The organism is Pseudoalteromonas sp. XMcav2-N (genome assembly GCF_024124545.1).
Taxonomy (GTDB): Bacteria; Pseudomonadota; Gammaproteobacteria; order Enterobacterales; family Alteromonadaceae; genus Pseudoalteromonas.
Genome location: NZ_JAMXSF010000021.1, coordinates 92,196 through 113,078, shown reverse-complemented (window position 1 = coordinate 113,078; position 20,883 = coordinate 92,196). Strand labels below are relative to the sequence as shown.

16 protein-coding genes are annotated in these 20,883 nt (G+C 45.7%); 6 read left to right on the top strand and 10 right to left on the bottom strand.

Annotation, left to right across the window (positions count from 1 at the left end; translation table 11 throughout):
* A partial coding sequence (locus NH568_RS21400) for an ISAs1 family transposase (protein ID WP_253050709.1) occupies positions 1 to 748 on the bottom strand: 748 nt, incomplete at its 3' end.
* Positions 749 to 1,409: 661 nt separating this feature from the next.
* Here NH568_RS21400 and NH568_RS21395 point away from each other — a divergent pair.
* Positions 1,410 to 2,462 (top strand): fibrinogen-like YCDxxxxGGGW domain-containing protein, encoded by a 1,053-nt coding sequence (locus NH568_RS21395; RefSeq protein ID WP_253050707.1) that lies wholly within the window; start codon positions 1,410 to 1,412, stop codon positions 2,460 to 2,462.
* Positions 2,463 to 2,809: 347 nt separating this feature from the next.
* Here NH568_RS21395 and NH568_RS21390 read toward each other — a convergent pair whose 3' ends face one another.
* Complete coding sequence (locus NH568_RS21390; RefSeq protein ID WP_253050705.1) at positions 2,810 to 3,679, bottom strand: hypothetical protein; 870 nt, start codon at positions 3,677 to 3,679, stop codon at positions 2,810 to 2,812.
* Between the two features lie 638 nt (positions 3,680 to 4,317).
* Here NH568_RS21390 and NH568_RS21385 point away from each other — a divergent pair.
* Positions 4,318 to 4,461, top strand: a complete 144-nt coding sequence (locus tag NH568_RS21385; RefSeq protein WP_253050703.1) for a hypothetical protein — start codon at positions 4,318 to 4,320, stop codon at positions 4,459 to 4,461.
* Between the two features lie 255 nt (positions 4,462 to 4,716).
* On the opposite strand, the gene NH568_RS21380 is transcribed toward NH568_RS21385, so the two are convergent.
* Complete coding sequence (locus NH568_RS21380) at positions 4,717 to 7,806, bottom strand: efflux RND transporter permease subunit (protein ID WP_253050701.1); 3,090 nt, start codon at positions 7,804 to 7,806, stop codon at positions 4,717 to 4,719.
* On the bottom strand, positions 7,803 to 8,924 hold the full coding sequence (locus NH568_RS21375; RefSeq protein WP_253050699.1) for an efflux RND transporter periplasmic adaptor subunit: 1,122 nt from the start codon (positions 8,922 to 8,924) through the stop codon (positions 7,803 to 7,805). Before NH568_RS21375 ends, NH568_RS21380 begins: the two co-directional genes overlap by 4 nt.
* A gap of 450 nt (positions 8,925 to 9,374) precedes the next feature.
* On the opposite strand from NH568_RS21375, the gene NH568_RS21370 reads away from it, so the two are divergent.
* A complete protein-coding gene (locus tag NH568_RS21370; protein WP_253050697.1) occupies positions 9,375 to 10,427 on the top strand; it encodes a fibrinogen-like YCDxxxxGGGW domain-containing protein in 1,053 nt (350 codons plus the stop codon).
* A 68-nt stretch (positions 10,428 to 10,495) separates the two neighbouring features.
* On the opposite strand, the gene NH568_RS21365 is transcribed toward NH568_RS21370, so the two are convergent.
* Positions 10,496 to 12,073: a S8 family serine peptidase gene (locus NH568_RS21365; RefSeq protein ID WP_253050695.1), complete on the bottom strand. Its 1,578-nt coding sequence runs from the start codon at positions 12,071 to 12,073 to the stop codon at positions 10,496 to 10,498.
* Between the two features lie 652 nt (positions 12,074 to 12,725).
* On the opposite strand from NH568_RS21365, the gene NH568_RS21360 reads away from it, so the two are divergent.
* A complete protein-coding gene (locus NH568_RS21360; RefSeq protein WP_253050693.1) occupies positions 12,726 to 13,241 on the top strand; it encodes a hypothetical protein in 516 nt (171 codons plus the stop codon).
* A gap of 140 nt (positions 13,242 to 13,381) precedes the next feature.
* Here NH568_RS21360 and NH568_RS21355 read toward each other — a convergent pair whose 3' ends face one another.
* The 3 genes from NH568_RS21355 to NH568_RS21345 form a co-directional block, all read right to left on the bottom strand.
* Positions 13,382 to 14,692 carry a HAMP domain-containing sensor histidine kinase gene (locus tag NH568_RS21355; RefSeq protein ID WP_253050692.1) on the bottom strand — a complete coding sequence of 437 codons (1,311 nt, stop codon included), beginning with the start codon at positions 14,690 to 14,692 and terminating at the stop codon, positions 13,382 to 13,384.
* Positions 14,661 to 15,335 carry a response regulator transcription factor gene (locus tag NH568_RS21350; protein ID WP_253050691.1) on the bottom strand — a complete coding sequence of 225 codons (675 nt, stop codon included), beginning with the start codon at positions 15,333 to 15,335 and terminating at the stop codon, positions 14,661 to 14,663. The genes NH568_RS21355 and NH568_RS21350 overlap by 32 nt, the downstream gene beginning before the upstream one ends.
* Positions 15,336 to 16,056: 721 nt before the next feature.
* Complete coding sequence (locus tag NH568_RS21345) at positions 16,057 to 16,308, bottom strand: hypothetical protein (protein ID WP_253050690.1); 252 nt, start codon at positions 16,306 to 16,308, stop codon at positions 16,057 to 16,059.
* Between the two features lie 369 nt (positions 16,309 to 16,677).
* On the opposite strand from NH568_RS21345, the gene NH568_RS21340 reads away from it, so the two are divergent.
* A complete protein-coding gene (locus tag NH568_RS21340) occupies positions 16,678 to 18,126 on the top strand; it encodes a hypothetical protein (RefSeq protein ID WP_253050689.1) in 1,449 nt (482 codons plus the stop codon).
* A gap of 265 nt (positions 18,127 to 18,391) precedes the next feature.
* Entirely contained in the window at positions 18,392 to 18,886 is a 495-nt protein-coding gene (locus NH568_RS21335) for a MarR family transcriptional regulator (RefSeq protein WP_253050688.1), read from the top strand.
* A gap of 51 nt (positions 18,887 to 18,937) precedes the next feature.
* On the opposite strand, the gene NH568_RS21330 is transcribed toward NH568_RS21335, so the two are convergent.
* Positions 18,938 to 19,741 (bottom strand): arylamine N-acetyltransferase, encoded by an 804-nt coding sequence (locus NH568_RS21330; RefSeq protein ID WP_253050687.1) that lies wholly within the window; start codon positions 19,739 to 19,741, stop codon positions 18,938 to 18,940.
* A gap of 298 nt (positions 19,742 to 20,039) precedes the next feature.
* Positions 20,040 to 20,873 (bottom strand): protein-glutamate O-methyltransferase CheR, encoded by an 834-nt coding sequence (locus NH568_RS21325; RefSeq protein ID WP_054016567.1) that lies wholly within the window; start codon positions 20,871 to 20,873, stop codon positions 20,040 to 20,042.
* Positions 20,874 to 20,883: the final 10 nt, after the last annotated feature.

The window sequence follows — 20,883 nt, the reverse complement described above, 5'->3', positions numbered from 1 at the left end:
GCCATTTTTCTCTTATTTCTTCAGGCAATTTGTCTGCTTTCAGAGCATACGTTATGCGCGTTTCCTGACGTCCATGACCATTGCTGACTTGTACATCTTCAGGCAGATTTTCCTCTTGGGCAAAAGCTGTTTCAAAACACGAAGTGACCGCTTTATATAGTGTTTTCTGGTTTGCCTTGACCTGAACCAGATAGTCAGCCCCTCTTGAAATCAATGCTGAAAGTGTCGCTTTCTGACAATGTAGCGCGTCCAGAGTGACGATTGCATCTGAAACATCAAGCACATCTAATAAGGCTCTGACTGCCGGTATCTCATTAGATTTATTTTCAACCGTACGCTGATATAAAGTTAAACCAGAGTCACAATCAAAAGCGGACACCAAATGTAAGTTGTCTTCACGCTTTTTACTTGCACCGCGCAGGGTTTTGCCATCAAACGCAATGATTGGCTTACCAGATTGAGCGCGCTGCTCGTTGACCCAACTGAACAAGGCCAAAACCAATGAATCAGTCTTCACTGTCTTAAGAATACGTGCAATACTATGTCGCGTTGGAATACCGTGCTTAAATGCTCTGAACTGCCTGAGCCAAGGCAGTTTACTGTGCCCGAACACCTCAATATCTTTCCAGCCTTCGCAACCGGATAAAACCGCCGAAATGATAAGAAACAAAACATCAGTAAGATCATGATGTTGATTGATAGAAGAACGCTTATCTTCAACAAGTTCAAGGTGGCTAAATAATGACATAATTAACAAGTAGATGGTGATAAAAGTGGGCGTTATTAGATCAGAAAAGCGGCGGGTGTTAAAGCCTTTTTACAAAGTGTGATCCCGCCGTGCGCAGAGACCAAACCTGCATCGACCCTAAGCAAGAGCGCTTAAAAAGACGCAACGTATTCGGGACATTATGGTGCTTTTGATTAATGGGATATGGGCTATGATGCCATTCATGGTAATTGTCCCTTTGATATATTTTTGCTGGACTTATCCCTGGTCATCCACCAAGGTGTTTGTTGGTGTTGCGACGCTGCTTAGCTTAATGGGTGTTGCTGTTTCTCCCCTTCCCCTATGCGCCAGTGCGTGCAATCAGCTGACTGCCAGTATAGTGACTGCAGCACTGTTCAACGGTTTCATTCTGTCTGGCGCTGTGCTGGTAAAGTATCTGGTATATCGAATGAAAAATTGAGCACAATGGCTTTTGACAGGCTTAGTTTCCTCCCCATTTTTTACGCAAACTTACTGCCCAATCTACGCATTAAAAATATGCCCAGTTTAAAAATAGATAACCCCCATACAAAAGCCTAATAAATACCAGTCAAACCACTGATTTAATAATAAAACATTATTGTGATTAAGCAGAACTCTGGCATCATGCAAGCGTTATTTGTAAACAAGGAGAATAGACATCATGTCTAAAATAACAGCCCTACTTCTGGCGGCCTTATCTGGCCACGCTACTGCAAATGTACAATGGGATCTGGTTACAGACTCACATTTAGACGGTGTGTTGGCAACGAGCGGTACCCAGCTGCAACAGCTAACGGTGCAAATGCACGCGAATAAATTCAACGCGACAGATGCTCAGGCACCTGAAGCTTCCCTTATTCAGGGTGAGTTCGAACATCCAAAGACCTTTGAAATTGGCTCAGGCCTGAAACAGCGTGTGCAATTTAGCCTTGCAAAAGACGGGGCGCGTTTTTACTTTCTGGGTCAGGGTTCTGAACAGGATGGATATCAGGGTACCTGGTATGGCCCAAACAATGACTCTGGCGATTTTACGTTGACGACTCAAACAGCGATTGAAGTGCTACCTGCCAGCTGTGCACAGATCCTGAATGAAAACCCGGACGCCCAGTCAGGGGTTTACAACATAGATCCAGATGGCAGTGGCTCACACCCTGGCTTTGACGCTTATTGTGATATGGACACTGACGAAGGTGGCTGGACACTGATTGGCACTTACAGCAAATCAGAGCCAGGCGGAAAGAAATATATCAGTGAGTACAATCCGCAGCCGGATGTGACCGCCATAAGTCCGACGGTAACAGGGCTTTACCAGGGTCCGCTGAGTGCATTCAGAGATGTCCGCGAGCAAGTTTCTTGTGATTACGCAAGTTGCCGAACGGTTTACCAAAGTTCAATGAGCCAGGCTGAACTGGAAATGGTACGTTATACCTGGGGATATGAAGATCAACAGGCACATCAAAAAGATACACCACTACCTAGCTGTCGTACCGCTTACGTTACGAATGAGGAACCAATCGAACACTGCCTTTATGTAAAAGATGGTCAGAATAGAAACAATACCAATGTTGTTGGCTGGCAACGTGATGTACACCCTGGATACAGCGCATGCTGGTTAGCACATGGTGTATACAGTCCAGACTCACTAGGCTCACCTCGATGCAGTGGCACTCTCAAAGGTAACGCCACCCGCTGGGGCCTGCTGTGGGCTCGATAATATGATCCATTAAAAAGGCGCTCAACGAGCGCCTTTATGTTCTATCGGGCTTTGTGTGGGCGGGGTGCTGAGGGAAAGCCCACTTTTAGCTGTGGGGGAGTAGTTGCGAGGGACATTTTCCTCTAATATTTCAACAGTTCATTCCACCCAACACTTACCATCAGAACAGTCCACTCCTCTTAAATCCACGGAGCATGAGCTGAAAGCCGCGATGTATCATCTGCGCACGAATTTTGAGTTGGGTGTCTACGAAAAATGTCCACCACGGACCCATAGCGAGAACATATGAAGCTGGGTGTCTTTTTTGTATCTTTTTTGTACGCTGGAGTAGCTTGTTATATGGTTTGCTATTTGGGCCTGAGCGTCTCAATAATTTGAGCGTCCACCCAGTAGATATTTACCTCTTCGTTTCCACGTTTTGTCCGCTTATCAAAGAATAGAAATTGTCCATCGGGTGACAAACTTGGGTTTTTTTCAGAATGAACGGTATTTATCTTGTCGCCCATATTAATGGCAGGGCCCCATGAGCCATCAGCCGCGCGATAACTGATATAAATGTCAGATCTGCCCTGTCCATCTTCTCTGACGCTATCAAAGATAATAAAGCTTTCATCCGGCGCAATATAAGGATGGGCATTGTATCTGCCGATGCCAAACTGCGAGCCCAGTGACTTCGGTTGTTCGTATTTGCCGTTTATCAAACGCGAATAGCGAATAGGGGTATCCAATTTTGGGGTATAGGTATCAAAATAATAAGTGCCGTTTGAAGACGCTGAAAGCCGCATAATGTCGATATTTTCGAAAGGCGCGCCGAGGCTTTTTAGCTCCGACCAGCCGTCGCTGGTGCGTTCTATAAATTTATTTTTTAAATAGATGGTGTTACCGTCGGGTGAGATAGATGGTTCGCTTACAGCCGTCGCGACAATAGACTTCCGCCATTTATTATTTTTATATTCAATAACATATAAGGAATAAACTTCTTTTTCATCACTCCTGACGAAATAAAAGGTATTCATATCCGCCCCGAACATGCCCTCAATTTCAATAAATTCCTCCGTATTAACAATACCGGGCGCAAACACCTCAGGTGTTGAGCCGGGTGGCGTTTGACCGAGATAGGGACCATCGGGGATGGACGTGTCATCTTTGCTATAACTAGTGCTGCTCATCACCAGAACTGAAAACAGTAGAACAATTGCTGTGCTAACACATTTCATAATTATTCCTTATTTTGAAATCAACGAATTATTCAACTTCCATATTGAAGTCGCTTTCTATTGATATAATGCTTAAATGTGATTGAACCAGAGCTCAGTTTAAGCAAGTCAGCTTTAAAACACCTGACGTCATTATGACTTTTAGCTGATATTTTCTGGCAGCGATAAACAGCTTTTTAGCGTGAGTACCAGTTAGACCCAGTTCCTAAAACCGTACTGCTCCATAGCTATATTATTTTATTCATAATAAGAACAATAACCTACTACCATTGATCAAGCCAAAACAGCTCAGTTAAAACCGAGCCTTGTTCATAGCGAGACTTGGGGCCTCGTTATGTAAAACTACCAATCTATTGAATCTAACTCACTTAAATCGATACTTCACTTGAACGAGACCTACAAGGGCGGAGAAAGCGAGAAATTTGACTTGGAAATTAGCCTCATTCACTTATACCTATGTAAACAAACAGAACTTGGCCTTTAACCGGGCGGTGAGCGCTGCAACACAAAATCAAGTGCTATGCGTCATCATTTTTTTGAGCGACTTTGTATGGACATCAACTATAGCGCTATCCTCATTTTCTCATCGGTTTACTTCACATGGCGTTTAAGTAGATCCCGGCTCGCACGCGTCCGGGATGACGGAGTTGTTTGTCAGGTTTGTCTTCATTGCGGAACTACTGCGTGGTATTCAAGTAGAACCCGGCTCGCATGCACCCGGGGTGACGGAGTGGTTTGTCAGGTTTGTCTTTATCGAGGCACTACTGCGTGGGCTCAAGTGATTCCCGGCTCTCACACATCCGGGGTGACGGAGTGGTTTGTCAGGTCGACCTTCATTGAGGAACTACTGCTAGTATTCAGGTAGATCCCGGCTCGCATGCGTCAGGGATGATGGCGTGGTTTGTCAGTTTTGGTTGCCTCTGAACAAATTTTTATATTATCAGCCAACGCAAAAAAACGCCGAGGGATACTGGCGCTTTTTTGCTACTTAGGGCCTTAGAAGCCCGAATTTTGCGGCATATTAAACGGTTTACGGATTAGCTCATTGCAAGCGCTGGCGTTGCATTCACAGTCTCCTGGGCTTGAGCCTTACGTGCCTTGCGACGCGTCGCAAGTTTTACGTAGAAGGCAGGTAATACAAACAAGGTAAATAAAGTGCCTACCATCATGCCTGCAACCAGAATAATACCTATGCTGTTACGTGCCTCAGCACCTGCGCCGGTTACCAGCATCAATGGGAAGTGACCCAACACCGTTGCTGCAGTAGTCATCAGGATAGGACGTAACCGGGTGGCTGCTGATTCAACCACAGCATCCAGCTTATTGCGCCCTTCCTCTTGTAAATGATTAGCGAATTCCACAATCAAGATACCGTTTTTCGCAATCAGGCCTATCAAAGTAATTAAACCAATCTGAGAGTAAATATTCAGCGTGGTCAGCTCAAAGTAAGACAGTGCCAGTGCGCCCATCATTGCCAGCGGTACGCTGCCCAGCAAGACCACCAGCGGATCTCTGAAGCTGTTGAACTGAATGCTCAGTAGCAGATAAACAATTACTAAAGACACCGCCATCACACCCAACAGGCTGTTGCCTTGCTGTCTGATCTGTCTTGATTCACCTGCGTAATCAATCATGTAAGAAGGAGGCAGCACTTCTTTAGCCGCTTCTTCCAGCGCCGTTAGTGCCGCTTCTTTGGTTGAGCTTGGCAGCACACCACCGAAAATACGAAACGCATTTTGTTGACCAAAGCTGCTCAGCTGACGCGGTACCGTGGTCCAGTTGATTTCAGCAATGGCAGATAAAGGAACCATAGTGCCGTTGTGCGCCTTAATTTGCAGGCTCAGTAATTTCGACGGATCCGTTTTAATCTGGCTGTCCACCACAGGGATGACCTGGTAAGCCTTACCTCGGGCGTCAAAGCGGTTCACATAGTTGTTCGAAAGCAGGATACCCAGCTGACGGCTGACATGGGCCAGGTCCATACCCAAATCGGCGATTTGTTCACGCTTCAGGGTTACCTTAATTTGTGGCAAGTCAATCTTCAGGTCTGTGTCTGCATACAGGAAATGACCACTGCCAAACGCTCTGCCTATCAGCTGATCGGCATACTGTTTCATTTCTTCATAACTGGCTGACGATTTGACTACCATTTCCACATCAAACTGACCCGCAGTCGGTAAAGGGGATGGCAAAATTGGCAGCGGATTAATGCCCGGTAATTGTGCCAGACGACCATACACCTGAGGGATGAGTGACATCGTTGTGAAGTCACGCTCCGATGCGCTGATGAACTCTACCCCACCAAATGCACTGTTGGTGAAAATATTTTGCCACATCTGCGTAGTGCCCGGCATAGCCAGTAAAGAGTCAACCACACCATGCATATTGTCTTCGTTGTAAGTCAGTGATGACTCAGGCGGAGACTGTACCAGTACAAAAATCTGGCTTTGATCTTCAACCGGGGCTAACTCTTTTTTCGAGTCGGTGAAAAACGGCACGACCATCAGGCTCAATACCATGGCGCCCAGCAAGATTTGACTGCGCCAGTTCAATGAAGCACTTAGTACGGTTTTATACTTTTTACGTAACCAGTCGAATCCGGCGTTTACTTTGCGTGTCAGCTTAGTTTCTTTACCACCTGGAGGCGTTACATAAGCACTCATGATAGGCGACAAGGTCACAGCAACAAATCCGGAAATCACGACAGCAATAGCCAGTGTAAAGGCAAACTCTTTAAATAACACGCCGGTCAGCCCTGAAAGAAAGCCGATTGGCAGGTATACCATCGCCAGTGTCAGCGTCATCGAAACAATGGGCACAAACAGTTGTCTGGAGCTTTCCAGTGCAGCCTGCAACTTAGGCTTACCCTCACGAATGTAACGCGAAACGTTTTCGACTACGACGATGGCATCATCCACCACCAGGCCGACTGAGAGCACGATGGCCAGTACCGTCAGCAGGTTCATAGAGAAACCGACCACATACATGGCAGCAACCGCACCCAGAATGGAGATTGGAATGGTCACCAACGGTACAGCGGCACTTCTGAATGAGCCCATCATGAACAAGACCACAGCACCCACCAATACAACCGTTTCAACCAGCGTTTTAAAGATTTCGTTCAGTGCATCACGCATATATAAGGTGCCGTCGTAGGCATAGTTAATGCGGATGCCGTCAGGCAGTGTTTCGTTGATTTCATCGGTCATCGCATATAAGGCATCACCAATGGCAATTTCATTTGCACCTGGCAGCGGCCAGACCGAGATATACACGGTATCCTGCTGGCTTAAACGTGCACTGATAGTTGGCTGCTCAGAACCCAGTCTGACAGTGGCGACATCGCGCAGATAAATGGTTTCGTTGTTCGACTGTCTGATAACCATGCGCTTGAATTCATTTAAGTCTTTCAGCTGGGTGTTGGCGACCAGGTCAATGCGTTGCTTGCTGGTCTCGGTAAAGCCCAGGGTAGCAATCGTGTTGTTTGCAGCCAGTGCGCTGTACACTTCGTCAGCGCTCAGGCCAAATGCATCCAGTTTCGCTGAGTCCAGGTCAACTCGCAGCGCCGGGGTACGGCTACCTTCTATCGCGACACGTTGTACACCCTCGATGCCATTAAGCACTGGTGTAACCTGACGTGATAAGTAATCCGTTAGCTGAATAAGCGACACGCCTTCATTTTCAATATTCAGATAGAACAAAGCATGGGGTCTGTCAGCACGTTGCACAGTCACAACCGGATCTTCGGATTCCGACGGCAACATGTAGCTGACCTGACCCAGCCGGGCCGTCAGCTCAGCCAGTGCCTTGGAACTGTCTTCGTTCAGGTTGAGGTACGCAGTCACAGTACTCACGCCAGCCGTTGTGGTCGATTCCACATAGTCAATGCCGGGGACTGTGGCCGTTACACGCTCTATCGGTTCAGTCACAAACCCTTTTACCGTATCGGCCGATGCGCCGATATAAGTGGTCGAGACCACCAAAGACGAACTTTCAATCTTGGGAAATTGCAGCACTGTGATCTTCAATACGGACCACAGTCCGCCGATGCAGATCATGGCGGATAACACCACGGCCAGCACCGGCATAGTGACGAATCTATCCATAAAGTGGGCATTATTTTTCATAGCGACACGCCTTCTTTCTGGGTGTCTTCCATCGCCACTGCCTGCTCTGGTTGCTGAGGCTCTGAGACAAACGTTTTCAGGCCACTGCGCAGTTTAAAAGCCCCGCTACTTGCAATCAGGCGGTCTTCCTCCAGACCATCTGTGATCATCACCCTATCCCCCAAACGCTCACCCAGCTCTACCTGCTGACGTGTTGCTCTGAGTGTGCCCTGCTCGTCTTCCTCCAGCAGATAAACATAGTCGCCAAGCTGGTCTTTAACGATGGCCAGATAAGGCACGGCAATGACTTCCTGATTAGTACCTATTGGCAAACTGATCTTAACCAACTGGTTCGTGTTCAGCTGCTCAGTACGCTCGATGCGGGCGCGATATTTTAGTTGTCTGGATGTGGTACTCACACCCGGCTCTACCGATTCAACATATGCCAGCTGAGAAGCTGTCTTATCACCGACTACAGACACACGAACAGGCGTGTTGATTGCCAGCGTCTGATAGGTTTGTGGTACTGAGAAATCAACCCACATATGCGCCTGAAGGCCAACCATGTTGGTCAGCACAGTATTAGGTGCTAAGTATTGACCAACCTGAAGGTCGTGAATGCCAACCCGGGCGGTAAACGGTGCCTTGATGACTTTTTTCTCGATGCGCGCTGTGAGTAAGTCGACTTGTGCACGGTACTCAGCCAGTTGCGTGATGGCTTCTTCCAGCTGCTGGTCGCTGAATTTTTTGCGCTCGTGCAGGTTGCTATATCGTACCAGCGTGCTTTCCTGCTGCGTGACGCGTGCCCTGGCCGCCGCAAGTTGTGCCCGCTCTTCTGCATGATCAATCTCGACTAAGGGCTCACCCGCTTTGACTAAATCGCCCGACTTAAAGTGCAGCTGAGTGATTTTACCCGATACCTCATTCACCAGGTTAATGGTCTGGGGCGCTTTAATCACACCACTGATATCTATGTATGACTGGTACGGTACTGCCTCTACACGCATTGCTTCTACCGTCGCGGCCTGCTCTGAAAACTCGGTATTACGTGCTTCGATCATGCGCCCTTTAAGGGCAATACTGCCTGCCACCAAAGTGGCAACAATACTCGCTGTTGAAATCCAGGGTTTAATATTCATGACTTTCTCCTTATTCCTTTACCTTGGGGGCAGCCCAAAGGCTGCATCTGAGTCAAACTCCACAAAAAGACACATCAACTAAAGAATCTCTATATAAAGATATATATTCAAAAAATTTTGTCAATGCCTTTTGTGAGCCTTTCCTTATGCGGCGATCGGGATTCATTGGGGAGGTGGTACGGTTTGCATGCTCATACTTACTGGACTGCGGAGAGTACACGCTCGGCATCAGATAACATACACATTGAATAACGCTTTTGTTGAGCCAAGGAACTAAGTAACGTAAGCGTCTGCTTACTCTGTTGCGCATTGAGTAAGATGAATAAAATCATTAATTGATATAAATCCCAACCCGCTCACACTTCAGACATTATAAATATTGTATTATTGCGTTCTGTGCCGATTGGGCATAATCGGTTCAGTTTAACCAAAATAAGGATTGTGGGATTCATGACTAAATTAAAAACTCTACTACTTGTAAGCCTTTCTTTTTCAGCCGCTGCAGATTTACAGTGGGAACTTGTTCGTGACACGCAGTTAGATGGTGTATTGGCCACCAGCGGTGCGCAACACCAGCAGCTAACGGTACAGATGCATGCTAATAAATTCAACGCAACAGATGCCCAGGCGTCTGAAGCTTCCCTTATTCAGGGTGAGTTTGAACATCCAAATACCTTTGAAATTGGCTCAGGCCTGAAACAACGTGTGCAGTTTAGCCTTGCAAAAGACGGGGCACGTTTTTACTTCCTGGGTCAGGGCTCTGAGCAAGATGGTTACCAGGGAACCTGGTATGGTCCAAATAATGACTCCGGCGATTTTACGTTGACGACTCAACCAGCGATTGAGGAGCTTCCTGTCAGCTGTGCTCAGATCCTGAGTGAAAATCCAGACGCTCAGTCCGGGGTTTATAGCTTAGATCCTGATGGCGTTGGTACACATGCAGGTTTTGATGCATATTGTGATATGGACACTGATGAAGGTGGCTGGACACTGATTGGCACTTATAGTAAATCAGAGCCAGGCGGTAAGATGTATATCAGCGATTACAACCCGCAGCCAGATGTGACCGCAACCGATCCAGCAGTGACAGGTCTGTATCAAGGGCCATTAAGTGCGTTCAGAGATGTTCGTGAACAAGTCGCCTGCGACTACGCTGGCTGTAAGTCGGCCTATCAAAGTTCAATGAGTCAGGCTGAGTTAGAAATGGTGCGTTATACTTGGGGATATGAAGATCAACAGGCACATCAAAAAGACACGCCTTTACCTGGCTGCCGTGCAGTATATGATGCAAGCGGCACAGTGACACCAAGCTGCATCTATTATGGAGACGGTGATGACCGTAACAACACCAATGTTGTCGGCTGGCAGCGCGATATCCACCCAGGGCATCATGCCTGTTGGCTGGCACATGGCGTATACCTTCCATCCTCTGCTGGCTCAGCAAGGTGTAGCTACAATGCCCATGCGAATGGAACCCGCTGGGGCCTGCTGTGGGCTCGATAATATAACCCATTAAAAAAGGCGCTCAACGAGCGCCTTCATATTCTATCGGTAAACTTCAAAATAGTCGGTTACTTATACGAATAATTCAACGTCACCCCATTGTAACTGTTGTATCCATACAAGCTAATGTGCCAAACGCCTGCACTTGGGTTAGCAAATGAACACTGCTCCTCGTTACCATCTTTCCATGGGCGACAGGTGTAATTGTTTGCATCGGGTTGCGCATTGTATCTCACATACAGATCCGCATCCCCTGCGCCACCTGTGATACTCAGGCTCATCTCTTTTACACCCTGAGGAATATCCCAGGTATAGTGCGTCCAGCCACCCTGATTACCCTGAAGGTTAGGCAAAGAACCGTTAACCGGTGTCACACCACCGGGGTCGCCGCCCCCCTGACAACCATTTGCGCCGATATAATCCGATGCGGCTTTGGCCTGCACGATACCATGACCATAATAATTATCCCGACCCGCGGCACCTTTGTCTTTGGCAGTCGCATTCAGTGCTGCCCGGATCTCCTGGTTATTACATTGGGTGTTGTGACTCCATACCAAAGCAGCCACACCGGCCACATGAGGCGAGGCCATTGAAGTGCCACTCAGACTGCGGTATGTATTGGTTGGATAAGTCGAGTTTACACTGGAACCTGGTCCTGCCAGCTCGACCTGATCATTATACTGAGAAAATGAAGATCGGCTTTCGCTCGATGTTACCGATGCGACGGAAATAACCGCATTATAGGACGCCGGATAAGACTTAGAGCTATTACCATCATTACCCGCTGCGGCCACCAGCATCATGCCACCATCCACAAAGTTCTGCATGGCAGTATTTTCGCTGTTGGAGTAATTGCCCCCACCCAGGCTCATATTAACAACATGCGCGCCTGCATCCTTACATTGCTGGATTGCATTAACCAGATCAGATGCATAGGTCCACTGCCCGTTATCGTTAAAGATCTTAACAATATGCAGGTCCATACCTGGGTAAACACCAATCACGCCCTGGTTATTGTCCTCAGCAGCGATGGTACCGGCAACGTGCGTGCCATGACCGTTACCATCATTGTTCCACTGTCCCACGGCACTGTTATTCGCAATTCCCGTTACATTACCATAGGGTAAATCAGGGTGGCCCAGATTATATCCTGTGTCGATCACACAGGCTTTTCTTGCAGAGGTATTAGATTGAGGCAGTAAATGACCCTGCACCATGGTAATACCATATGGTGTACTCTGTGCATATGGCATAATTTGATTGTTAGATTTAGCCAGAGGCAAAATATAACGCTTGGGGTCTATTTCAATTGACTCAACAGATGAAAAGCTACGCAGTGTTTCAAGACTGTAATCATCCAGCTCAGCAACCATCGACTGCTGACCGTTAAGTGCAAACAGCGGCTCGGCACCCGCAGTAAACAGATAATTGAGCGCGATAAAATTATTAAAGCTGTTTTTACCGCCAGACAGTGCTTCATTGAAGCGAATGATGTAGCGGTTTTTTTCGCTCTTTGTCGACTTAATTTCCAGTTTAGAACTTTCTTCTTGCCCTTGAAAAACAGGGGCTTGTGCTAGCGCTGGCAAACTCATTGCTGACAGCATTAAAGTGGAAATAGCCGATAGTTTAAAACGCTTGGTACTCATGTCTTCTCCTTGTTGTATTATCACTTTTTTGTCACTGACAATGCACTTAAACAGCCACTCTGACACACAGAGCGTACAAGTGGTTTAACTACTTGTACCCATACAACAAGGTCATCTACCGCGATAAACATATCAGTATTGTGTTGTAAAACTGTTAACAAAGGTAGCAACTGGAACGGTCCAATTGCAACATGAATATGATAAAATTGTTATAACATTTCCTTTGGTCAACTGTTAAAAATGACATATATATTGATATTTAATGTAAATTTAGTGATCAATTTGTATTCAACTTTCTCCCTGAGATCATGAGGAATGACCTTTTTAGGCGGTGTCAGACAGGTAAACTACAGGTACAAGCAGCTAAGCTGTGAAAATTTTTCAACCTGAAAATAGTGCAGCGAAGCTCTGAAGACTCATCGAAATGCGTTTTTATCTGAGATTAAGCACACTTTTCAAAACTATAAGCGCAAAGCTACAGTACTCACTTTTCGCTATATGCCTGAATGTGGATACCTGTATATTCACTGAGCCTCAAACAAGTGCACTCACAAAAATGCCTGCATGTTAAATAATGACTGGATTTTAAAACTAAGGGTGTGCGACCCTTTAACAGGAAACTCTATAATCTACATAATAATAAGGAAACTTTATGAAACAGGTTTGGTTGCTTCTTTCAATTTTGATACTCAGTGGCTGTGCGACTACTCACTCACCTATCCCCGACAACTATAATGGCCCAACGTCCACCATAGGAAGCACAGATAAGCGACACTCCGCGAGTAAAGCGGACATATTTTTTCTCTATAAAGTCAATGGCAAACTGATCGACAACAGTCTGGGAGCCAGCCGTTCAGCCACTTATGGACAAGGTTTTTCCCTGACGACTTCTCATATCACAACCGCAGTTCCCTCTTCTGAACCGATTACCTTAACGCTTATGGGCAGAACCGTGTATGCAGCCCCGGTTCAAACTCTCTCGGGAACTGTATACGAAATTACGGGAGACCTCACTTTTACCCCGACCCCTGACGTCAGGTACGTTGTAAAAGGCACTTTGGGCGCAGACTACTCTGCCGTCTGGGTAGAAGAAATAGAAACAGGTAAAGTCATAGAGAGCAAAATTGAAACATACGAAAATACCGAATTAGGCTTTTTTGAAAAATAACCCTCTACAAGACAGAACAAATCCCAGCCAGTATATTCCATGATGATGCAATAACTGGAGTTTCTGGCTCAAACAACCCGTTGCTAATCGCACTCCTTGTCGTGAGTGCGATTCAATTCATTGAGCTAGCTTAAGCTCCGTTAAATATGACTAAAAAACCGGATTGTTGCGGTGATCTTGCCCGCCTCTACCCGCTGGGTGTAATGCCAGTTTTGCTGACGGCAAATGCGCTCAACAATTATTTTCCCTAATCCATAACCCTGCTCAACCCCAGAGAAAAACTCCACGCTGTGCTGCTGATCAGCTTGTAGTGTATTAGTTACCCTAAAAGCACAGCCGGTTACACAGAGCTCAATGTCCGCGCCTGTTGAATGTTGAATCGCATTTCTGACCAGATTTCCCATGACTATCAAACCATTCACACGTGAAATTGTCTCACTCGTGTATGATGTCATATGCAGTGACAGAGTTTTGCCGTTTTTCTCAGCCTGACCTTCAAATGCCTGCATGATTTCCTGAACTATCGTAGCGATTGTCGCCAGCTCTGTCTCCCCTGCACCTTCCTCTCTTGCCAGTTCAAGTAGCACAGAGATCATATCTTCCATACTGTTCACGGCACGATCCAGCCTGGCCAAAGGTTTAGTGAGATCTGGGTTAGTCTCGCAGTGTAGTTTCAGTAGTTCGTTCACGCCTTTGATGACCGTAACAGGCGTACGCAACTCGTGACTGGCAAAACTCGTAAACTCGCGCTCTCGCTGAACAAAGGCCTCAATTCGTTGTGCATGCTCAACCAACGTCTTGTTAAGCAGTCCAATTTCATCATCCTGATATTTGTAGTCACTAACAAAGCGCGCGCCGGGTGTGTCGCCATTTTTTTTCACCTGTTCAATCAAGGTAAACATAGGTGCCATTGAGCGTTTGAGTACGAGGTGAAAAACCAAGAAAAACAGAAAGATAAACAGCGTAAAACTAGCAAAAATAATCTGCATCATCATACGCTCTAAGCTTTCAGAAATCTCAACGTCGTTCACATCATAGATAAAATAGTACAAAACGTTGTCCGGCATAACGGCAATAGCATAGTGGAAATCTTCCTCACCAGGGTGCTCAAGCTCATATATTCCGGGAGCACTTTTGCCAATATAGATAGCCAGCGATGGCGGAATATCTGCAAAACTGGCATAAGCCGTCATCCCTGCGGGAAACAAGAAGGTATGTCTGTTAGCATAGTGCTGCCTGAACTGCGTTACAGCCCTGCTAAGCTGCTTTTCAAAAATATAATCTTCGGTGCCTTTTGTCGCAGCAAAGATCACCAGCAAACTAAGCCCACAGAATACGCAAAAACTAACGATAAAAGTGCCTTTAACACGCTGACTCAGGCTCAATGTGCGGATAAAAAGAGAAAGCTTTGAACGCCAGTCAGAGAAAAACAAGCTGATACCCTTGACCATGTTTCGACTGGATCTTAATGTGCTCAGCACACCCCGACAGCGACTTTCGCAGGTTGTAGATATGACTTCTCAGTAAGTCATTTTCTGGCAATGCATCCGCCCAGAGTTGGAACTCCAGCTCTGACTTATTAACCAGGTTAGGATACTGTTTACACAGCAAGGTTAAAATTTTAAAGGTGGTCGGGTTTAACTGAAGCGGCGTCCCATTAAAACTCGCTGTTTTATTTTGCTTATTTAATTCAAGACCGCTTAATCGCGTCACATGATGGTAGTCTTTTTGTGCTTTACGAGTATGAGCGACCAGGCGGGCATACAGTTCAGAAATGGCAAAAGGTTTTAAGATATAGTCGTCCGCCCCTGAATCAAAGCCCACCAGCTTATCATCCAAACGGTCTTTGGCCGTCAGCATTAAAATAGGAACCGATGGCTGCGCCCCCTCTCTTATTTGCCTGGTTGCTTTTAAGCCATCCAGTTTGGGCATTTTAATATCCATAATAATGGCATCAAACGTTTGCTCTTGTGCTAAACTCACTGCCATTACACCATCATATGCATAATCCACCTGGTGCCCTTTGGCTGTTAAAAAATCACCAATGTTCTCAGCTATATCCAGATGGTCTTCTGCTATTAGTATTCGCAACACCTTATTCAACTCCAGTTATTGATTAAAAGCGATACACCACACCCAGACCAGCCTCGCCTTCTGTGTCGCGACCGACTTTCATTAACGGGCTACCTGTCACTTATGAGGCATACATTTCATAATCCGCACCAAAGGATAATAACCAGCTTTTGTTAAACGCGTACACCATTGATGTTCACTCCATAAGACGTTACTCCGCGCTCTATATGATAGGCCTGATACACATTTAGGCTAGCCTGTTGATGGTGTGAATCCAGCGGTCAGCCCGCAATATCGAGTGGCATCTGCATGACCTCAGATTGCGCTTTGGCTGGCACGGGTGAAGTAAATGACGCACAAAGAAGAAAAATGGTGCATTGTCACATCGTTTAGTCACTCTGTCGGTCGATTAGGCTCACTCTGACACACAAAATGTCAACAAAGTGTCGATCACTGTGCTGACACTGCATCGACATTTAAATGGGTACGCTGTGTAGCCCATTAGCCAATCAGGTTCGTACCTATGACGCCTATCATAAGTCTGCTTTTCCTCAGTGTACTGGCTATATAAAAAGTTTGTTCGTTTGCTATTTGTACCACATTTACCAGGCGGCCGGTTGTGAAAACGCACCAGCGGCCAACGACCTCTGCGATGACCCCTGTAGCCGTAAGCAAGATCACAGGTTGGTGGATATAACCTTCCTTCTGTCGTAGCCAGGCTAGGCTATGTAGCCCATTACTACTACTTCACCCATACCTTTCCCCCTATTATTTTATACGCAGGCGTGCCTCTGATCAGGGTGTCCCGGGCGAATACAGTGCCACAGCTAGGGCAGGTGCCCTCTTGAGCGGTAAAATCCGTCACGATCCGTTCTTTAAAACATTTTACGAGTGCCCCTTTACCGCCCTTGCGATATTTGTATAGCGGTGCTTTGCATTTTGCACAATAGATATCGACGGTTTTAGTGGGGCCTTTTTTGCTGGGTTTAGCCATCTTAAATCACATGAGTTTACTGCACGATATGCGTGACAAACGAGTATGCGGCAGTTTAAAGGGTTTTCTGACGTGATAAAAGCTACCACAGACACGCCACTTTTAAGTTTAAGTGACCACATCTAATACTAATTGGGTGATAAACAGGCCAACTCTGGGTTTAAGCCTTCGTGATACATAGCTGCGCTGTAGTTTAATTTGCTTCTTCTGCTTGCTACTAATCAGGTTATTCGCAGCTAAAGCAACTACAGCTCTCAACTCAAGCAGATGGGTAGTACTCGAAATCAGGGTTTTACAAAAGTTTACATGCTAAAGGCCAAGCTGTTAGTTAAGTTAATACACTCTCCATTACTGATAAAGGAAGCATCAATGAAGTTCTGCTTGGCATATTATACCGTGAAAATTACGTTATTAAGCCTGGTGCTGCTTAACAGCATTTCAACCCAGGCATCAGAGGTTGAGAAGTTCATGGCGCAACTTAATGCTCACTACCAAAACACCACAAATATAAAAGCCTTTTCTCTGACTCAGCGATATCTAGGTCGAAGTGACCCCTACGATTCATGGGACTATAAGGCACCTAGTAGATATACAGCTTTCAAAGTAACGCAATTTGATCTGGATAGAAAACACTATACCGAAAACGTAACACATTACTTCACTGGCGGAATGGAAAGTGACGAAGTTCACTTCCAAAACGATACTCATAGCTTCAGATATTCAAGAAATGGGGCCTTCTACGGTAAGCGGGTGGTAAAGCAAAGCTTAAATTCATTTGAGCGGCTAAAAAACCTCTACCTGATGAACATTGATTTTCTTGCTGTACGTCAGCTGCTTAGCGAGAACAACATAAAAAATAGCGTATTCATCTCTTCAAATACTCGCCTCGGACTTACTAAGCTGACACATAATCAAGAAAGTGGTTCTGTCATCGAGTACACCTTCAATAACACGCCACTGAGGCTGATATCCATCCATAATAAAACTAAACAACGGCTGTATACCTATGACGATTACCAAAGTGTTCATGGATTAACTTTTGCCCGCTCCGTGATGAAATATTACAACGGTGATACCAAACCTACTTTTATTAAGCATATGGAAAATTTTGAAGTGATTGAGAAAATCGCGCCAGAACGTCTTAAAGTACCGATTGGTTATGGTCCGATAATCCCTAAAAATGATAAAGTTTTAGTTTCTGAGGAAATTGCACCTAACTTGTTTCTCCTGACTGACTCAGGAGCATGGCGCAACATATTATTTAGAACCAACAACAATGAAGTTCAGGTATTTGGTGCACCAACCAGTTCTGAGCAGTCTGAAAAAACCATTCAGCATATTACTGAAAAATTTCCGAATAAAAAAATTACTTCTGTTTATGTCACCCATCCACATGGTAACCACATTGCAGGTCTGGGATCTTATGCCAAGATCGGCGCCTTGATCCGTGCCGATGCATACACCATCGAAGCAATAAAAGAATACCCTCCTTTTTCAGACCAGATACATACGTTCAAATTTCACACGATAGAGCATGAACAATCGGTTGATGGGGTCAGTTTTTACGTGCTGGAAAATGCGCATTCGAAACGACAGAGCTTTGCTTTTTTCAACGAAAGCGGGCTCATATATCAAGCCGATTTCCTGCAGATCCCATTTGACAATACGATAACAAAGGTGCTGCCCGCCCATACCGGAGCATTCATAGATTTTGTAAGAAGTAAGCAGCTTCCCGTAAGACGAATTGTCGGCCACCACTTCAATAACAATATCTCTCTAAAGGTGATGGACAAAGCCTCTCAAGCTAATATGATGTAAAACAAAGTGAGCCTCTCTATCACTTTGTTTCTTGAGGGGCTCGATCATGCGTACTGAAGGTGCCCTGAGGCTCCTAAAAACTAAAGGTTTAACAATTTACCCATCTAATAATGCCAGGAAACATTCGTATAACCATGGCAATAAATCCAAAACCAGCTTGTTCAACAAGACTTACCTTTATATAGAGACTATGTAAACAGATATTCTTGCTTTCAAGTTTCTTTCCACGTATTTTTATGGTTCCACAAAACGATGTGTACAGGTTATGCAAAAACAAGATTTAGTCGATACTGTGCTGGCGCAGTGGCATAAAGAAAGGCCAGATATAGACCCTGCTCCCATGGCCGTCATGGGCCGTTTGATTAGAACAGATGCTATTTTTAGTAAGGAACTCCATACAGTATTCAGCCGCTTTGGACTCAATGGCGGTGAATTCGACGTACTTGCTACATTGCGACGTTCAGGTAAGCCCTACACATTAACCCCCAATCAACTGCTGCAAACACTGATGCTAACTTCGGGCTCCATGACTAACCGTATCGATAAACTGGAAAATAAAGGCTTAGTCACCCGGAACCCCGACCCCAACGACAGGCGTGGCGTCATGGTTGCTATTACAGAGCAGGGGTTAACACTGATTGATGAAGTGATTTCGGAACATGTAGCCAAAGGCGAAGAACTGCTTTCGCCACTTGCGTCTGAAGAGCGCACTCAGCTGGCTGATCTGTTAAGAAAGTTACTGGTCCACTTTAACCACTAATTTTTTGCACAGGCCTGAGACACTTGTGCGTGTCGCAGCCTGCAAGCCGATTTAACCGACCATTTTATCTTGTGCCAATGTGTATAGATGCTCGGCTTTCGCCATATCGATGTGCAACAAAAATTTTTGTTGCAGTATCGACTGCAGCTGTGACGCAGACGTTACGTCAATGTGTGTGCTGATTTGACTGGCTTCATGTAATTCACCATAAAGTAAATTGCGTAGCGTGTACCGTTTGCCATTGGTAATGCGTGCCAGCACCAGGTTATTCGCAAAATACGAATCCGGGTGCTGATGGCTGTAGTAGTGTACAACCTCAAAGTCTTTTTCAGTCACCCTGCTTAAATCGGCGCTGTAAAGGCTCACTTCTTCCGGATGCACAATTTCGACACGGATGGTATCTGCCGATCGGATAATTTTGTAGCGATAGCTCTCTACGTCAACATAACCAGACTTTGACACTGGCAGTGGCGCACTGAGTGACTTGGAACCAAAGCCGACATCAACCAGATAGCTCTCTTCTCCAAGGTGGACCAAGGTGATGCGATGGGTTCTGGGGTTGTCTTCTAGACCGTTCACCAACACTCTTGCCAGCAGAGGCTGCACTTCATACCCCAGCTCAGCAAGGGCCAGATAAGCCAGTTTATTGTGTTCAAAGCAGTAACCTCCCTGCTTATTTTCAATTAATCGCGTTAGCAGTGCCTCCACATCCAGAGACAAAATCTCTTCGCTCATCGCATTAATGCTAGAAAAGCTATACAAATCAAGATGCTTAGTTTGAAATTCTGCGAGCTGTTCAAGCGAAACCTGATTGTGTGTCAGCTGTAATGACTGAATGTAGTCTTGGATGGTCATACTCTTTCCTTCGTCCTTCAAGTTAACTTAATGTTAAAACTTTACCTGTAAAAGATAAACCCCCAACCTAAGTTGAGGTCAAGCAAATCATTCAATTAGTAATTAAAAATAGCGGTGGCTGAAAGGTTACATGAAATTATCGTAAAGCCACCTGTCCAGATGGCGAGGCGTTTCACGATTGAAATGAGGTAGTACTCGTTGTTTATGTGCTTACCGAGATGGGTTAAGCCTGAGCAGCTACTACTGCAAAGTTGTGGGCACAAAGTAATCAGGCCGCGAATTGCGGCCTGAACAAATACTAAGCTTTTTTCTGGTATATGATACCGGGATTACAACGCAGCATGTCAAAGTCATTGTTCAGACCCGCCATAGACTCAGACGCACCAAGAAACAGGTATCCCTTCGGGTTGAGCGCCTGTGCAAACTGGCTAATTATCTTGGCTTTCACATCCGGTGAAAAGTAGATCAGCACGTTACGGCAAAAAATGACATCAAATTTACCTAATAAGGCATAAGAGTCTAATAAATTTAGATGCCGGAAATTAACCATTCTGCGAATGGGCTCGTTTACTTTCGCCATGCCATTGCCGCTGTCGGTAAAAAACTTCTTTTTACGTTCTGGCGACAAGCCCCGTGCCAATGCCAGCGCGTCATACTCTGCATTCTTACACATATCCAGCATAGTGTTTGAAATATCTGTACCAACGATCTGTGCGCCCATCTTCAATGCACCAGGGCTTGACGTTTGATATTCATTGGCGGACATCGCAATAGAATAGGGCTCCTGACCTGACGAGCTTGCTGCTGACCAGATCTTAACAGGTCGGCGCAGATCTTTAAATTCCGGAAAGATCTTGGTCTTGAGTAGTTCGAATGGATACTGATCCCGAAACCACAAGGTTTCATTGGTAGTCATCGCATCAACTACGGCGGCACGCAATTGCCGCTCATGTGGACTCAATGTCTTGCTCACCAAAGCAGACAAAGAGTCAACGCCAAAACGAGACATAAGAGGCGCAAGTCGGCTTTTCACCAGGTATAACTTGTTATCACCCAGCACAATACCGCACTGTTGCTCTAAGAAAGTGCGAAATTGATCATACTCGCTTTGTTCTAAGTGTTTATTTTCCAAAGTATTACCG

Bases quoted from the DNA above. Each gene is read 5' to 3' on its own strand.
- NH568_RS21395 (WP_253050707.1), top strand. From the start codon at position 1,410: ATGTCTAAAATAACAGCCCTACTTCTGGCGGCCTTATCTGGCCACGCT.
- NH568_RS21390 (WP_253050705.1), bottom strand. From the start codon at position 3,679: ATGAAATGTGTTAGCACAGCAATTGTTCTACTGTTTTCAGTTCTGGTG.
- NH568_RS21385 (WP_253050703.1), top strand. From the start codon at position 4,318: ATGACGGAGTTGTTTGTCAGGTTTGTCTTCATTGCGGAACTACTGCGT.
- NH568_RS21380 (WP_253050701.1), bottom strand. From the start codon at position 7,806: ATGAAAAATAATGCCCACTTTATGGATAGATTCGTCACTATGCCGGTG.
- NH568_RS21375 (WP_253050699.1), bottom strand. From the start codon at position 8,924: ATGAATATTAAACCCTGGATTTCAACAGCGAGTATTGTTGCCACTTTG.
- NH568_RS21370 (WP_253050697.1), top strand. From the start codon at position 9,375: ATGACTAAATTAAAAACTCTACTACTTGTAAGCCTTTCTTTTTCAGCC.
- NH568_RS21365 (WP_253050695.1), bottom strand. From the start codon at position 12,073: ATGAGTACCAAGCGTTTTAAACTATCGGCTATTTCCACTTTAATGCTG.
- NH568_RS21360 (WP_253050693.1), top strand. From the start codon at position 12,726: ATGAAACAGGTTTGGTTGCTTCTTTCAATTTTGATACTCAGTGGCTGT.
- NH568_RS21355 (WP_253050692.1), bottom strand. From the start codon at position 14,692: ATGGTCAAGGGTATCAGCTTGTTTTTCTCTGACTGGCGTTCAAAGCTT.
- NH568_RS21345 (WP_253050690.1), bottom strand. From the start codon at position 16,308: ATGGCTAAACCCAGCAAAAAAGGCCCCACTAAAACCGTCGATATCTAT.
- NH568_RS21340 (WP_253050689.1), top strand. From the start codon at position 16,678: ATGAAGTTCTGCTTGGCATATTATACCGTGAAAATTACGTTATTAAGC.
- NH568_RS21335 (WP_253050688.1), top strand. From the start codon at position 18,392: ATGCAAAAACAAGATTTAGTCGATACTGTGCTGGCGCAGTGGCATAAA.
- NH568_RS21330 (WP_253050687.1), bottom strand. From the start codon at position 19,741: ATGACCATCCAAGACTACATTCAGTCATTACAGCTGACACACAATCAG.